Origin of the sequence: Amphibacillus cookii (genome assembly GCF_016908375.1) — a bacterium.
Classification (GTDB): Bacteria; Bacillota; Bacilli; order Bacillales; family Amphibacillaceae; genus Amphibacillus_C; species Amphibacillus_C cookii.
Genome location: NZ_JAFBDS010000001.1, coordinates 63,879 through 79,113 on the forward strand (window position 1 = coordinate 63,879; position 15,235 = coordinate 79,113).

Here is a 15,235-nt window from a genome sequence, read left to right on the forward strand (position 1 = left end):
TCTTTTTGGTTTTGTCTCAGCCTCTTTTGTTATTTATCAAAATTAACTAGTTGAAACAAAGAAATTTTATCTTTTTTCTAACTGACAACTATACTTACTTTTGATGGGTAGCGAAAACGAATACGGCTTACCTTGAATGATCACAATAAAAGCTCTAATAATTCTTGTTCAGAGACATTTTCGTATCCTCTAAAACGAGTTATCCCCGAACCCAATAATGGTATAACAATGGTACTCCCACCATATATAATATCAATTTCATTCCAAAATTCTAATAAGCATCCTATGAAATCTTGCATTGAAAGATACGCCCTATTTTTTTCATCGAAACGAGAAAATGCAGTTAAAAGATATTCATTTTGATATTGAAATATACTTCCTAGCTTATATCGCGTTTTTTTCCCTAATAAACGATCATTGCTTTCTCTTAGCACTTCTCTTGTAAATGTAAATCATTATATTATTTGTTCATCAAATAATGGAATATCATCAATGTAGTTATTTATAAAAAAATTTCCCATCTTACGAAGCGATAGAGATATTTCGTATGTTCTCCGACTAGTAAAATAAAAAACTTACTATTCGACATACGTTCCCGCAAGGTTCTTTTTATTGTTTCTTCTGTACTTGTATCAAGTGCATTATTAATATCATGAATAATCATCAACCCTGAATTAATAAGAGAATTTATTGATAAAATTGTCGTTTACCAAGCAGAAAACGTAAACGGTAAAAACGATCAACACATACAAATCTACTACAACTACATCGGAGTAATTGAAATAGAACCAAATGTGAAAGTACAAATGAGTTGATTGGAACGTAAGGTGGCGACTCCAGCGGGAATAGCATGAGTCTTGAGACCCCGCAGGAAGTGATTTTCTTCCGAGGAGGCTCAAGCCATGCCCGCGGAAAGCGTCCACCTGAAGAGGAAATCAACGGGGTTAGAAAGCATAACAAAAGGCATAGCCGCAACATTTACGACTATGCCAATTTTTAAAAAGTTATTCATCACTACTAGCACCACACGAATGGATGTTTTTTTAAAAGTTATCTGCAAGGGTTTGAATCTGCTGTTTAGATAATTGTGGGGTTGAAAAGGATTGGATTAGCTCAGGAAGCTGATCATAATGGGTCACTTGTTTTGCTTTAATCAGTGGTTGGTCGATAACCAATTCAGCATTATTCGCAAAGGCAACCATAACATGGATGTATGTTTCTTTTATACCTAAGTGTTTTGCCATTGTGGAAATAAGCGTTGGTTGTTGTTTAATTGGATTTGGAAACGTTTGTTTCTGTTTCTTTAGTTGACAGGTCCATTCCTGATCGGATGAACCACCATAGATGGTACCGTGTTGGTTTACACGTTTAATGATGAAAATACCGTAAACGGAGAGAACAACATGATCAATTTGGGTTTGCTCGTCTAGCTTAACATTCGAGATGGTTTGGTAAATATGTTGATCAAGTTGCTGAAGCTTTTGTTCAACGTAACGTGAACCGACTTTTTTTCTAAATTTTGTGTATAAGGCACTTAGTCCAGTAATAATAGCTAAACCCACAAAAACTTCAAGCCCAGACATATAGATTCCTCCTATAAAATGAGTTGCTTCAATTTTACATTTATCACAGATAACCGTTCGTAAACCCCTCACCTCAAAATAGAGAACAGAGGTCAATCGTTTGGGTGATAACGAACGCTCATGTCTTGATTTACTCAACTAACCATCAAACGAATACGCCGACTGATTGAAGGTTCGTTTTATCCACTTTCAAAAAATATATGGAGAAAACTATTCATGATCGAAAGAGAATTTTCAACAGTATTAAGGCTAGTTTAACATTTTGATATATTAATTACTATGGCTACCGAATATAGGTTTGTAAAATTATTTCACCATATATCAATCCCATCCTTCCTAAATTGGGAAGGTGAGCACTTTCTTTGTTTTTTAAACGTCCGAATAAAATAGCTTTGGTTATCAAAACCAACATCCATTGCGACTTCAATGATTTTTTTATCTGTTTTTTTCAGTAATTCACAAGCTTTATTAATTCTTACTGAATTGACATATTCAATCGGTGTCATACGCACGATTGATTTGAAAAAGCGACTAAAATGCCCTTCACTCATTTGTGCTTGCTCAGCAAGCTTGGCTATCGTTATTTGCTGATCAAGATGGTTATCAACATATTGCATAATCGCTTTAATAATATTTAATTTATTTGCGACTTCTGGTGATACATGGTGGACGTTTTGTGAGTTATCACGAAGAAGATCAGCTAGAATTAAGTATAAATAGCCTTTCACTTCCATTTCAAAACCATACGCTTTATTGAAATACGTATCGAGTAATTGTTGCAATAGCACTTTTGCTCTTGGTGTTTGCAGGCGTTTAAATGGCGGAAAGTCAATAGCATGTAAGTGGTCAAGGTATTCATTATCAATTAAGTCAAAGGTAAAGCTTTTGATTAAGTTCAGGTGAAAAACAATTGCGTGTAACTTGAATGACCTCCCTTTTACTGGGTAGGCACCATGAAGTTCCTCGCAGCGAATGGAGCAGATATCTCCTTGCTTCAAATCATAATGATTGGTGCCAACTTGAAAGGTTATTTCACCTTCTTCTAAGTAAAGAAATTCAAATTCAGGATGCCAATGTAAATTAAAAATCACTTCACCATCCAGATAGTCAACCGTGTACACTCGAATTGGGAACATCGTATCACCATGCATGCGATTCTCTAACAAAATTGAGGCTTCCATAATCACCCTCCAAAAAATATCATAATTGTGCAACAAAAGATTGTAATTGTACAATAAAATCTCTTATTCAGTCAGTATAATATTAAATATATCAAAATGAAAGGGTTTACAAAAAAGTTAGTGAAAAAGTTTTGCTAGGAGGATAAAATGAAATTTACAGATGGTTTTTGGTTAACGAAACAGGGTTATCAGATTAATCATCCGTATATGGTTAGAGATTTCAATATTTCCCGGGAAAAAGTGACTTTATACGCCCCTTGTCAATATATCGCTCACCGAGGAAATACGCTAAATATTGCTTCATTAACCATTGAGATCAGTTCACCATTGGCGGATGTATTTCAAATTAAGGCTTGGCATCATAAAGGGGCGATTAATCCCAACCCTGCATTTGAGCTGAATAAACAGGAGCTTGCTTTAACGGTCGATCAACAGGATAATTATTTGGAGGTGAAATCCGGTGAAACCGTGGTCAGAGTTGAATATGATCCTTTTCACATCTATTTCTATGACCAGACCAAACAATTAACGGAGGTTAATCTAAAAGGTCTTGCTTGGATTAAAGGTCCGAATCAATCCACGTATATGCGTGGTCAATTAAATTTAGCTGTAGGTGAGCAAATTTATGGTTTAGGTGAACGCTTTAGTCCATTTATTAAAAATGGGCAAGTCGTTGATATTTGGAATCAAGATGGGGGGACGAGTTCTGAACAAGCATATAAAAACGTACCATTCTTTTTAAGTAATCAAGGGTATGGTGTATTGGTCAATCATCCAGATAAAGTTAGTTTTGAAGTAGGGATTGAAGCAGTTTCGAAAACACAATTTAGCTTAGAAGGCGAGGTGTTAGATTACTTTGTCATCAATGGAAAGGACTTGCAAGATGTCTACCGCAATTATACAAGCTTAACAGGTAAACCTGCTCTCCCACCCGCATGGTCATATGGCTTGTGGTTAACGACTTCATTCACAACGAATTATGATGAAGAAACCGTAAATCATTTTGTTGATGGTATGGCTGAACGGGATATACCTTTACGTGTCTTTCATTTTGATTGCTTTTGGATGAAAGAGTTTGAATGGAGTAATTTCGAATGGGATCATGATTTATTCCCAGAACCTGAAAAAATGTTACAACGCTTAAAAAAGAAAGGTTTACAAATTAGTGTATGGATTAATCCATATATTGCAGAAAAGTCGAAGTTATTTGACGAAGCTGCAGAAAATGATTTTTTATTGAAGCGCGCTGATGGATCGATTTGGCAATGGGATTTATGGCAAGCAGGTATGGGGATCGTTGATTTTTCAAATCCAAAGGCCTGCGCATGGTACCAGCAAAAATTAAAAGCATTATTAGATATGGGTGTAGATACCTTTAAAACGGATTTTGGTGAGCGAATCCCGACAGATGTTGTCTATTATGATGGTTCTGATTCAAACAAAATGCATAACTATTATAGCTATCTCTATAATAAACTTGTTTTTGATTTGTTAAAAGCAGAACGTGGTGAAAATGAGGCTGTTTTATTTGCACGCGCTGCAACAGCAGGTGGTCAACAGTTTCCTGTCCATTGGGGTGGAGATTGTGATGCTACGTATGAGTCAATGGCTGAAAGTTTAAGAGGCGGCTTGTCACTTGCCTTGTCTGGATTTGGCTATTGGAGTCATGATATTGGTGGTTTTGAGAACACGTCTACACCCGATTTATTTAAACGATGGACAGCGTTTGGACTATTATCGACCCATTCTCGGTTACATGGCTCGACATCTTATCGTGTTCCTTGGGTGTTTGACCAGGAAGCGGTTGACGTCACTCGTTACTTCGCTAAGTTAAAAAATACGTTAATGCCGTATTTATTTGGACAATCGGTGGACAATCATCAAACAGGGTTACCGGTAATGCGTCCGTTGTTACTCGATTTTTCTGAAGATTTGACGACACATTATCTGGATCGTCAATATATGCTTGGTTCTTCATTATTGGTTGCACCTATCTTTAATTCAGATGGAAAAGCCTCCTATTATTTACCTGAGGGTAAGTGGACGCACTTACTAACAGGTGAAGTTGTCAGAGGTGGGGGTTGGCATCATGATCAATATGACTACTTTAACTTACCGTTGTATGTAAGGGAGCATACGATCTTAATCACAGGCTATCGTGATGATGTACCCGATTATGACTACACGTATCAACCGACATTCACACTTTACCAATTGCAAGAAGGGAAGCCAGCACATGCATGGCTTGTTGATCAAAAAGGTGACGAAAAAGGTCATGTGACCGCCTGTCTTGATCATCAAGTGATTTATATTGAAACAGACATGGAAGCTTTACATTATCAAATCGTTTGTCATGATCAAAACATTCAATCATGTACGCGTGGAGAATTAAAACAAAATCAAGCAGGTCAGTCTGTCATTTCTCTTTATGGTTCACAGAAACTAGAGCTTAATCTGTAAGGTTAGTTACTCAACTTTCTCATTTGAATTTTCAGGTTCAGCCAAGATAGCATAAGGGTAAATATTGTCTTTGAATATAGATTTTCGATTTAGACGCGCAGGTGAGCTATGTCCTGATTTCCGTGGGTGTGGCTTGAGCTACTCCCACAGGTGTCACATATATCTCACCTGCTAAATAGTGCTTTATTTCATGCGATTGGGCTTAATCAGGAAATCGCATGAATCCGCTATCGCACGAAAAGTGAGAAATTCGCAAGAAAGCTAGTTACGATCGCACGCAAAGTGGAAATCGCACGAAAGCTAGTTGCGATCGCACGCAAAGTGAGGAAATCGCATGAAAATTAGTTCCGATCGCATGCAAAGTGAGGAAATCACATGAAAATTAGTTCCGATCGCATGCCGTCTGAACCCCCAGTCTAAGTGGAGATAAGCAAGGGGTGAGACTTCTGCGGGAATAGGATGAGCTGAAGATCCACTTGAGGCGTGAGCTTTGCTTCACACAGTGGAATATTAGACTAAACCCGTCACCTCGTGTGACAACGTCTAATTGACCTACATCCTGTAGGCCCGAGGCCATCCCCGCGAAAAGCGAATCCCTTGCTTTTCGAAACGAAATAACGTTCTTAACGTATGAGAAGGTCACATGCGGCACATCGATGCAAAAGTAAAGTCAACAAGTCTATTGAATACGATCAAGGTTGAATGACGATTTTCAGTGTTTGAAAGTTGAGTGATTAGAAAGGTTTGCTAAAAGCTAGTACGTATAATTACTATTATGTTAGAAATGTAAAATAAGTGGTAAAGGGAAGCGGTAGTTTATCTCTTTGGCGAAGTTCATATTTATTTAGGAGGGTGTTTATAATGAAACGTTTATTTACATCAATAGGGATTTTAAGTTTAACATTACTAATAGCTGCAGGGTGTGGATCTGGTGACAATGGCGGTGCTGATGGTGAGGATGTTACCATTTCTGTTTTTAACATAAAAGTGGAAACCCGAGATCAATTGGAAGCGCTTATTGCTACCTATGAGGATGAGCACCCGCATGTCAATATCGATTTAACAACGGTTGGTGGCGGGGAAGATGCCCCTTCTGCTTTACAAGCAAGGTTTGCATCTGGTGAAGATCCTAATATTATTACGCTCGGTGGTCTTTCAGATGTTGAAACCTATCAAGATTATTTGACCGATGTTTCTGATATGGAAGCAGCGCAAACCGCAATTGAAGGCACACTAGAAGGTGCAACATTGGATGGCACACCATATGGAATCCCGCTGAATATTGAGGGGTTTGGTTGGATGATCAATCGAGAAATTTTCAATCAAGCGGGTGTTAATCCAGACGCCATCGATTCTTATCAGGATTTTGTTTCAGCAGTGGAGACGATTGATAGTCAAAAAGAGGAATTGGGATTGGAAGCTGTCTTTGCTTTTAGTGGTGCAGAGGATTGGGTAGTCAGTCAATTTAGCGCCCATTTTAGTTCGGCAGAGTTTAACCATAGTGTGATCGAGGGTTATGGGGCAGAATCATTAACGTATCAGTATGGTGATCGCTTGCAAGATTATACAGATCTTATTAATCAATATAATGTTCAGCCGATTTTATCATTAGATTATAGTACGTCAGTCGAAGATTTATTTGTCAATGACCGGGCAGCAATTATACACCAAGGAAATTGGATTATCCCAACATTAATGGATATTGATCCAGACTTTGTTGCTGATAAATTAGGTATTCTCCCACTCTTTATCGAGTCAGATGACCAAGGTGTCATTGCGGCTGGGCCATCGTGGTTCTGGGGTGTTAACGGGCAGAAGTCAGAGGCTGAAATTGAAGCATCGAAAGACTTTCTAGATTGGATGTATACATCAGAGTATGGAAAAGAGATGATTATGACTGATTTTCGCTATATTCCTGCACACGAAGACTATGATTCAGATTTAATTCAAGATGAACTGTCACAAGAAATCTACCAAACATTATTAAATGATGAGACAGCAATTTGGGCTAACAATCTCTATCCTGATGGTTTCTTTAATACCGTCTTGTTTCCAGAGTTTCAGAAATATTTAAATGGTGATATGAGTTGGGACGACTTTAAAGAAGTGACGCGTACACAATATTCACAAATGCGATAATTGGTGGTTAAGTCGGAGTATTTGCGCTTCGACTCCACCTCTTTCTTTAATATTCTCACCCTAGTAAACTGATAAAGTTTAGGTGCGATAAAAAGATAAAAATGTTTTTTGCAGTGTTATCACAGCTAACCGTCCGTAAAACGCCCGCCTCAAAATAGAGAGTAGAGCCCATCTATTTAGGCGGGAGCTAACGGATGCTAATGTCCTGATTCTCTCAACGATCCATTAGCAAAATGAAAACTAAAGGTTCGTTTTATAAAAAATTGGTAACGTAGGCAATTGATGTTGAGGAAAGGTTAGATCTTAAGAGACAACAAGACCGATTTCGATGCCGTCCATTTAAGCGTGCATCCGAATTCTCTAAGGTGGTGTAAAAGTGAAGTTCAAAAAATCGACTTATTGGTTATTTCTATTACCGTGTTTACTTGCGATTACGTTCGTCATTATTGTGCCTTTTGTACAAGGTATCTATTATTCACTTACAGATTATAATGGTTTTCAAATCTCAAGTTTTGTAGGTTTTGATAATTATCGCCGTTTATTTACCGATCAAAATTTTTTAAATAGTTTGCGTTTTACAGCAGGCTTTTCAATTGCTTCTATAATTGGAATTAATGTTATTGGGCTTGCTTTTGCTCTATTAGTCACACAGAAGTCAAACAAAGTAAGTACCGTGTTTAGAACCATTTACTTTATGCCTAACTTGATTGGCGGTATTATCCTCGGTTTTATTTGGCAGTTTATCTTTATTCGTGCATTTGATGGTCTCGCACAATTGACAGGGTGGGGGATTTTTAATGACTGGTTGGCTAGTACCCGAACGGGTTTTTGGGGATTGGTTATTCTATTTGTTTGGCAAATGAGTGGTTATATTATGGTTATCTATATTTCATTTCTAAATAATGTACCGAAAGAACTGCTTGAGGCATCAACGATTGATGGTGCTAATGCGTGGCAACGTTTTCGTCATGTTAAATTCCCGCTGATTGCACCAGCGTTTACGATTAGTCTTTTTTTAACATTATCTAATGCCTTTAAAGTGTATGATCAAAATATGGCATTAACAGGCGGTGGGCCGTTTGGTTCAACTGAAATGGTAACGATGAATATTTACAATTCCGCTTTTATGACACGAGAGATGGGCTATGCGCAGGCTAAAGCAGTAATTTTCTTGATCGTTGTTGCGACAATTTCTGTGATTCAGATTTATTTCACACGTAAGCGGGAGGTCGATTTATAATGAATGACAAAAGCTATTCTCGTTACTCGTTTATGGTCATTGGCGGATTAACCTGTTTATTATGGATCTATCCGTTTTATCTTGTAATTGTCAACTCTTTTAAAACAAGAGGTGAAATCTTTACAAGTCCATTGAATTTGCCGATCGATGCTACGCTAGCTAACTATCCGGTCGCTTTTGCAAGACTCGATTTTATCCAAAGTTTCTTCAACTCTACAATTGTGACTGCAGGTAGTATTGCTTTAATTGTCTTTTGTACGTCTATGGCTGCTTATGCTTTATCAAGACGTCCTTCAAAGACAAGTTCAATGATCTACTTTATTTTTGCGATCTTGATGCTTGTTCCCTTTCAATCGATTATGATTCCACTTATCGCGATATTCGGTAAGGTGGATATGCTTAACCGAACGGGTTTGGCTATTATGTATTTAGGATTAGGCTCAAGTTTGGCGATTTTTTTATACTTTGGTGCCTTAAGAGGTATACCTAAAGCTTTGGATGAGGCAGCAATTATGGATGGCTGTAATAGGTTTCAAGTCTATTGGTACATCATGTTCCCAATGTTGAAGTCAACGACAGTAACCGTTATTGTATTAAATGCGATTTGGTTTTGGAACGATTATCTATTACCATCCCTGGTCATTAATCGAGCAGGCATGCATACGATCCCATTAAGAACATTTTACTTCTTTGGAGAGTATTCGAGACAATGGAACCTAGCTTTAGCCGGGTTAGTGCTTGCGATTATCCCAATTATTATCCTTTATATGTTTTTGCAAAAATATATTATTAAAGGTATTTCAGATGGGTCCGTCAAGTAAACTGCCAATGCGTAATTTCACCTAGCTAAATAAAATGCTTAATCAATATGGCAGTTGTATAAAAAATGGGGCAATGTCCATTACACAATTTACTGAAAGACATATACTACTGGTGAAATGACTTAAAGGAGGTTATTATCATGAGTGGTTGCCACACAGCTGCACCTGCTCCTGCTGGTTTCGGTGGAGGTTTTGCACTTTTAATTGTGCTATTCATTTTGTTAATTATCATTGGAGCGTCATTCTATGGCGGATGGGGTTATTAAGTTCTAAGTATATGAACAAAACAGCCTTTAAAACAAACTTCTTTTCACATTGAAAAGAGGTTTGTTTTTTGGGGAATGGATGTGTTCGATCATATAAGGTTAAAAATAAATTGTTGAGTTAGACAAGCTTTTGTTATAGATGATTTTTTAATTCGACTCTAAGCCAATTATGAGATTGATTCTATTATAAAAAACACTTATGAATTAAAAATGTAGAAGCTCTGTGTTTGCGTGAAAATGTAAATATGTTACCATTAATGTATAGTATTGTTAAGCTCTGATTAACTTCTAGCTAGTGGAACGAATAGCACAACAACGAATTCTTTTTATCAAGAATGGACCGTTACGCTTACTGGGACCATTCATTATAATACAGTGACGAATCAAATCACCTCTGCTCCATCGCCTAGTCTTTTCTTTAGCTCGTGCTGATTGGGGAGCGATGTTTAATCCGGAATTAGATAATATCAGTACTAATAGTTCAATCTCAGGAGGGACAGTAACACATTCAGCAACATATAGAATGCGCGGTACTCTTGGAGTGGAATTAGGCTCATTACCAGTAGGATGGCCTTTAGATTATGGAAGTCATAGTCACAGTATAACGCATAGCATGAATTAGGGGTTGATATTCATTCACTTAGATAAATTAAGTAATCGTTTTGAATAGCGTTAATGCACGAGTTTCTGAAAACAGAAACAGTTCTGATCGTCCCGGAAAATAAGTCTGTTAAAGGACATGACAAACGGTTGGTTAGCAACTGGAAATTGTGATATATTTTCAATATCACAATTGACTTGTGTAATTTTTCCTCCATTTTATGTTATAATAATAGTAACAACATACGTTTATAAAGAGTGGACGAGAGAACTGGCTCTATGACTCCACGGCAACCTGCTTGTGTAAGGTGCCCCGACCAGCAAAGCTTGAGTGCTTTGGATGATGACAAATACGTAGGAATTGCACCTCTTTTATCATCAACTAAAGAGGTGTTTTTTTCGGTTCGTCACTCTTTAGCGTTGTTGTATATAATAAGAAGGAGTGATTTTATTGGAACGAACAAGCGTTAAGGAGCAACAGATGCTATTTGAAGCCGTTATTGGCGCTGTCGCTCAAATTTTTGCCGAACTCGAAGAAGATTACAGCTTTGATTTGAGGAAATCACCTTATGAACAGGATATTTACCAGCTTGTAATTATAGACGATTGCTATCGTCACTTTAAACTCGCCTTATCAGTTGAACATATTAGACAATTAAGTCAAGAATCTGGGGTACTTGAGCGGTTTATTCGTCGCCACCTTAATAAGCAAGGCTTTTACTTACCAGATGATCCTCTTTACACTGCATCCAATCATGCAAGTGGTGAATAGTATTAAAGAGAATGTTTAGGCATTCTCTTTTTTGAATGGTATAGATGAGTAACTCCTTCAAGTGAACTTAAAGCGTTCCTTTATTTCTATGGCTATAATTAAAGCTCTATACAATTTAACTTTTCTTCGCTATCATAAAAGTATAATAGAAATCGTAGCTGAAAATGGGGGTCATGTAGTGGACGGACGCATACGTAAAATGTTGGTGAAGTTGGCGGAATCAAATCGGCCTGTCACAAGTAAAGAGCTAGCTACAGAGTTACAAGTAAGTACAAAGACCATTCAAAATGATATGAAATCGATTCATGAGCTTATTCCTACTGATGTTGCAGAAGTAGTATCTCATAGAGGGAAAGGCTATCAATTGCATATTATTAATCAGCAGTCTTTTAAACAACACTTAAATGATAGCGATTACATTCATGAGTGCGAAACATTTCAAGATCGTGTCCATTACATTATGGAGCGGTTACTCATGACTTGTGATTACATTAAATTAGAAGCATTAGCTGATGAATTGTTTGTGACCAGATCAGCGTTGAAAAATGAATTTAAAGAGGTAAGGCGAATTCTTGATAAATATAACTTATCATTGGAAACGAAACCTTATTATGGAACAAAGATTATCGGTTCAGAGTTTAATATTCGCTATTGTATCTCTGAATATATCTTTAATCAAAAAAGCGATTTGATTGAGCATGATGAAGAATGGGTTGAAATTATTTCTTTTGAAAAATTGGCGGAAATAAAAGAAGTTGTTTTGGGCAAGTTGCGTATTAACCGGATTTACATTTCTGATATTAGCTTACAGAACTTAATCACACATATTGCGATTTCATGCAAAAGAATTGAAGGTGGTTACAGTATTTCTGATTCGGTTAAAACGATTGATGTTAATGTATTAAAGAGTAAGGAATATCTGGTTGCCCTTGATATTATTCATGAACTTGGGAATCGGTTCTCAATTATTTTTTCTGAAGAAGAAGTGCTCTATTTAACGATGCACTTGCAAGGAACCAAACTGGTGAATCCAGTTGCTGAGTCAGAAACCTTTAAAGAAGTTATTGATCAAGAGATTGACAAACTTGTTACTTGTTTGCTTGAGCATATTAATAATAAATATGGATTAGACTTATTGAGCGATGACGATTTAGTAAAAGGGTTAGCCTTACACCTCAAGCCTGCTATTAATCGCTACCGTTATCAGATGAATATTCGAAATCCAATGTTAGAAGATATTAAAGGACAGTATCCGTTCTCTTTTGAGATCGCCTTAAGTTGTTCAAAAGTGATTAAAGAACGAATGGCAGTTGACATTGACGAGAATGAGGTGGGCTATCTTGCTCTACATATTGAAGCCGCCCAAGAACGTCAACAGCATTTGTACAATCATGCACCACGTTGTTTAATTGTTTGTGCCACAGGCCTTGGGACAGCACAATTATTACTTTATAAATTAAAGAGCGAACTTGGCCATAAATTAAATATTGTCGGAACAACCGAATATTACAATTTATTTAACGAAACGTTGTCTGACATTGATCTAGTGATTAGTACAATTTCTATTAAAGAGAAATTAGATGTGCCCGTCGTGCATGTGAGTACGATTTTAGGGAATCGAGATGTTAATAAGATTGAAACGCTGCTCATAGATGGTTTTAATACCGTGAATCAATATTTGCGTGAGCCATATATCTATTTGAGAAAAGATTTAAAGACGCAGGAAGATGTATTGAAATATATGGTTGACGATCTTGTTTGCCATCAATTGGTGACCCCTACCTATTTTTCATCTGTAGTGGAAAGGGAAAAGCTTTCAACGACGGCATTTGGTAATCTCGTCGCGATCCCTCATGCGATTGATCCGCAAACATCTGAAACTTTTTGGTCGTTAATGACATTGGAAGACCCGATTCAATGGGGTGGCAAGCCGGTTCAATTGGTTTTAATGCTTCATATAATGAAAGATAACAAAACAAACTTACAAAAAATGTATCAAGTGATTATGCAATTATTGAATAATAAAGAATCGGTGCAAGCGATGATTCGGTGTAAAAGTAAAAAGCAATTACAAATGTTGATTCGCCAACTGTAGACAAAGGATAAGCAATATCCTTTGTCTTTTTTTCGGTTGCCAACGGAAAATCCAAACCTACAAATGTATACGCTTACATAATAAAATGTAGTTAAGAGATAGAAAGGGGGACGAAAAATGGAGCTATATGAAGAAAGTTTTACATTGATTTTACATGCGGGAAATGCGAGTTCAAAAGCTCAGATGGCTATTCAAGAAGCAAGAGAGCATCATTTTACTGAAGCAGAAAAACTGATTGAAGAAGGTGCTAAAGAATTACGTCTTGCTCACGATAGTCAAACACAACTAATTCAAAAGGAGGCGAATGGTGAACAAACAAAATTGAGTATTCTATTGGTTCATGCTCAAGATCATTTAACAACAGCGATGATTAATATCGCCCATGCAGAAGAGTTCCTTCATATCTACAAACAATTAGCAGGATTAAAAAAGGAGGAGAATGAATAATGAGAATTATGTTAGCCTGTGCAGCCGGAATGTCGACAAGTATCTTGGTTTCGAAAATGGAAGAAGCAGCAAAACAACAAGGTAAAGACTATAAGATTTGGGCAATTGACCAAAGTCTAATTGAAGATGAACTTGGTAACTTCGATGTGTTATTGTTGGGGCCTCAAGTTCAACATACGAAGCGAAAAGTGACGCGTTTAGTTGGTGATCGTGCCCCTGTCGCGGTTATTAAACCCGTTGATTATGGAAGAGGAGACGGTGCAGCAGTTCTACAATTTGCTGAAGAATTGATAGAAAAGGGGGAATAAAAAATGGCCTTTGTCGAAAAATTTTCTGATGGGCTTAACATTGTAGCAGAAAAAGTTGATGAAAATAAATATTTAAATTCAATCAAAACAACGTTTACGATCTATTTACCATTCATTATCATTGGTTCTTTTGCCTTGCTATTTAACACGATATTAACGAGTGAAACAACAGGTCTTGCTCGAATTGAGTTTTTTAGTTTTTTAACGGGAATTGCGCCAGCCTTTAATGCGATTAACTTTGCAACGATGAATATTATGACGTTGGCGATTGTATTTATTCTCGGGATGACACTTGCTAAGCGGAATAAGCAAAATGAAATGCTTTGTGGTCTTATCTCATTAACCGCCTATGTAACGGTAATTCCGCAAAGTCTCACCCATGTTATTGAAGGCGCTGAAGAAGTGATTGCCGGTTTACCAGTAGGTGGTATTAATGCTTCCGGTTTATTTATTGGAATGATATTAACGATTTTAGTTGTTGAATTATTTAGTAAGTTGATCAGCTTTGATAAATTAAGAATTAAAATGCCTGCTCAAGTGCCGGCAGCGATAGCGAATTCTTTTAATGCTTTGATTCCAATGATGATTACGTTATTGATTACAGCAATTGGTGGACGGATTTTCGTCAATATGACGGATACCTATATTAATGAATACATTTATGAAATTTTACAAGCACCATTAGAAGGGCTATTCCAAAATCCAATCGGTATTATGTTTATCGTATTTATTAGCCAGCTATTCTGGCTTTTAGGAATTCATGGTGGATTGATTGTTTCACCGATTCGAAACCCATTAGCGATTGCTGCCTTAGCAGCTAATATTGCTGCTGTTCAACAGGGTTTGGAACCGACACAATCTGTAACGATGGGATTTTGGATGGTATTTGTTGTACCAGGTGGTGCCGGTTTAACACTCTGTTTAATTATTGCGAGCTTAATTAGTTCTAAACGAAAGGATCATCGAGCGATCTCTAAGACAGCACTATTACCAGGTCTATTTGGGATCAGTGAGCCGGTTGTATTTGGGATGCCACTTATTTTAAATCCAACTTTTGCGATTCCGTTTACATTAGCCTCAGTTATGTCAACAGGTATCGGATTATTCGCGATAAATATTGGTTTTATTACACCGAATATAGTCGACGTACCGTTTGGTATCCCGCTTGGTTTAAGTGCATTTCTTGGCTTTGGTCTAAACGGTGTTATTGTTCAATTAATCATTCTTGCTTTAGGTACATTATTCTATATTCCATTTGTTTGGCTTGCCAATAGACAAATGAAGATGGAGATGGCTAAATAATTAATCAAGAGGGGGACTGTA

At 37.1% G+C, this 15,235-nt stretch carries 15 protein-coding genes and 1 riboswitch; of the genes, 11 read left to right on the forward strand and 4 right to left on the reverse strand.

What is annotated here, in order from left to right:
- Positions 1-140 precede the first annotated feature (140 nt).
- Both JOE23_RS00265 and JOE23_RS18215 read right to left on the reverse strand, forming a co-directional pair.
- Positions 141-434, reverse strand: a complete 294-nt coding sequence (locus tag JOE23_RS00265) for a macro domain-containing protein (RefSeq protein WP_338021869.1) — start codon at positions 432-434, stop codon at positions 141-143.
- A 68-nt stretch (positions 435-502) separates the two neighbouring features.
- Positions 503-664: a TIR domain-containing protein gene (locus JOE23_RS18215; RefSeq protein WP_204435287.1), complete on the reverse strand. Its 162-nt coding sequence runs from the start codon at positions 662-664 to the stop codon at positions 503-505.
- A 13-nt stretch (positions 665-677) separates the two neighbouring features.
- Between JOE23_RS18215 and JOE23_RS18220 the strand changes: the two genes are divergently transcribed.
- On the forward strand, positions 678-815 hold the full coding sequence (locus JOE23_RS18220; RefSeq protein ID WP_420827526.1) for a DUF4368 domain-containing protein: 138 nt from the start codon (positions 678-680) through the stop codon (positions 813-815).
- Between the two features lie 228 nt (positions 816-1,043).
- On the opposite strand, the gene JOE23_RS00280 is transcribed toward JOE23_RS18220, so the two are convergent.
- A complete protein-coding gene (locus JOE23_RS00280; protein ID WP_204435288.1) occupies positions 1,044-1,583 on the reverse strand; it encodes a nuclease-related domain-containing protein in 540 nt (179 codons plus the stop codon).
- 311 nt (positions 1,584-1,894) lie between these two features.
- A complete protein-coding gene (locus JOE23_RS00285; RefSeq protein WP_204435289.1) occupies positions 1,895-2,764 on the reverse strand; it encodes a helix-turn-helix transcriptional regulator in 870 nt (289 codons plus the stop codon).
- A 147-nt stretch (positions 2,765-2,911) separates the two neighbouring features.
- On the opposite strand from JOE23_RS00285, the gene yicI reads away from it, so the two are divergent.
- The 10 genes from yicI (at position 2,912) to JOE23_RS00335 (ending at position 15,214) form a co-directional block, all read left to right on the forward strand.
- Positions 2,912-5,224, forward strand: a complete 2,313-nt coding sequence (gene yicI, locus JOE23_RS00290; RefSeq protein ID WP_204435290.1) for an alpha-xylosidase — start codon at positions 2,912-2,914, stop codon at positions 5,222-5,224.
- Positions 5,225-6,085: 861 nt separating this feature from the next.
- On the forward strand, positions 6,086-7,363 hold the full coding sequence (locus JOE23_RS00295; RefSeq protein WP_204435291.1) for an ABC transporter substrate-binding protein: 1,278 nt from the start codon (positions 6,086-6,088) through the stop codon (positions 7,361-7,363).
- Positions 7,364-7,739: 376 nt separating this feature from the next.
- The gene (locus JOE23_RS00300) at positions 7,740-8,603 is read left to right on the forward strand and encodes an ABC transporter permease subunit (protein ID WP_204435292.1); all 864 of its coding nucleotides are present in this window, start codon (positions 7,740-7,742) and stop codon (positions 8,601-8,603) included.
- The gene (locus tag JOE23_RS00305; protein ID WP_204435293.1) at positions 8,603-9,424 is read left to right on the forward strand and encodes a carbohydrate ABC transporter permease; all 822 of its coding nucleotides are present in this window, start codon (positions 8,603-8,605) and stop codon (positions 9,422-9,424) included. Before JOE23_RS00300 ends, JOE23_RS00305 begins: the two co-directional genes overlap by 1 nt.
- A 140-nt stretch (positions 9,425-9,564) precedes the next feature.
- Positions 9,565-9,690 (forward strand): YjcZ family sporulation protein, encoded by a 126-nt coding sequence (locus JOE23_RS00310; protein WP_204435294.1) that lies wholly within the window; start codon positions 9,565-9,567, stop codon positions 9,688-9,690.
- A gap of 846 nt (positions 9,691-10,536) precedes the next feature.
- Positions 10,537-10,640, forward strand: a riboswitch (SAM riboswitch).
- Between the two features lie 101 nt (positions 10,641-10,741).
- The gene (locus JOE23_RS00315; protein ID WP_204435295.1) at positions 10,742-11,062 is read left to right on the forward strand and encodes a hypothetical protein; all 321 of its coding nucleotides are present in this window, start codon (positions 10,742-10,744) and stop codon (positions 11,060-11,062) included.
- A gap of 178 nt (positions 11,063-11,240) precedes the next feature.
- A complete protein-coding gene (locus JOE23_RS00320) occupies positions 11,241-13,157 on the forward strand; it encodes a PRD domain-containing protein (protein ID WP_204435296.1) in 1,917 nt (638 codons plus the stop codon).
- A gap of 117 nt (positions 13,158-13,274) precedes the next feature.
- On the forward strand, positions 13,275-13,604 hold the full coding sequence (locus JOE23_RS00325; RefSeq protein WP_204435297.1) for a PTS sugar transporter subunit IIA: 330 nt from the start codon (positions 13,275-13,277) through the stop codon (positions 13,602-13,604).
- Positions 13,604-13,912, forward strand: a complete 309-nt coding sequence (locus tag JOE23_RS00330) for a PTS sugar transporter subunit IIB (protein ID WP_204435298.1) — start codon at positions 13,604-13,606, stop codon at positions 13,910-13,912. Before JOE23_RS00325 ends, JOE23_RS00330 begins: the two co-directional genes overlap by 1 nt.
- A 3-nt stretch (positions 13,913-13,915) precedes the next feature.
- Positions 13,916-15,214: a PTS sugar transporter subunit IIC gene (locus JOE23_RS00335; protein WP_204435299.1), complete on the forward strand. Its 1,299-nt coding sequence runs from the start codon at positions 13,916-13,918 to the stop codon at positions 15,212-15,214.
- Positions 15,215-15,235: the final 21 nt, after the last annotated feature.

Excerpts from the sequence above, each read along its gene's own strand:
- JOE23_RS00285 (WP_204435289.1), bottom strand. The coding sequence starts at position 2,764 with ATGGAAGCCTCAATTTTGTTAGAGAATCGCATGCATGGTGATACGATG.
- JOE23_RS00280 (WP_204435288.1), bottom strand. The coding sequence starts at position 1,583 with ATGTCTGGGCTTGAAGTTTTTGTGGGTTTAGCTATTATTACTGGACTA.
- yicI (WP_204435290.1), top strand. The coding sequence starts at position 2,912 with ATGAAATTTACAGATGGTTTTTGGTTAACGAAACAGGGTTATCAGATT.
- JOE23_RS00325 (WP_204435297.1), top strand. The coding sequence starts at position 13,275 with ATGGAGCTATATGAAGAAAGTTTTACATTGATTTTACATGCGGGAAAT.
- JOE23_RS00310 (WP_204435294.1), top strand. The coding sequence starts at position 9,565 with ATGAGTGGTTGCCACACAGCTGCACCTGCTCCTGCTGGTTTCGGTGGA.
- JOE23_RS00330 (WP_204435298.1), top strand. The coding sequence starts at position 13,604 with ATGAGAATTATGTTAGCCTGTGCAGCCGGAATGTCGACAAGTATCTTG.
- JOE23_RS00295 (WP_204435291.1), top strand. The coding sequence starts at position 6,086 with ATGAAACGTTTATTTACATCAATAGGGATTTTAAGTTTAACATTACTA.
- JOE23_RS18215 (WP_204435287.1), bottom strand. The coding sequence starts at position 664 with ATGATTATTCATGATATTAATAATGCACTTGATACAAGTACAGAAGAA.
- JOE23_RS00305 (WP_204435293.1), top strand. The coding sequence starts at position 8,603 with ATGAATGACAAAAGCTATTCTCGTTACTCGTTTATGGTCATTGGCGGA.
- JOE23_RS00335 (WP_204435299.1), top strand. The coding sequence starts at position 13,916 with ATGGCCTTTGTCGAAAAATTTTCTGATGGGCTTAACATTGTAGCAGAA.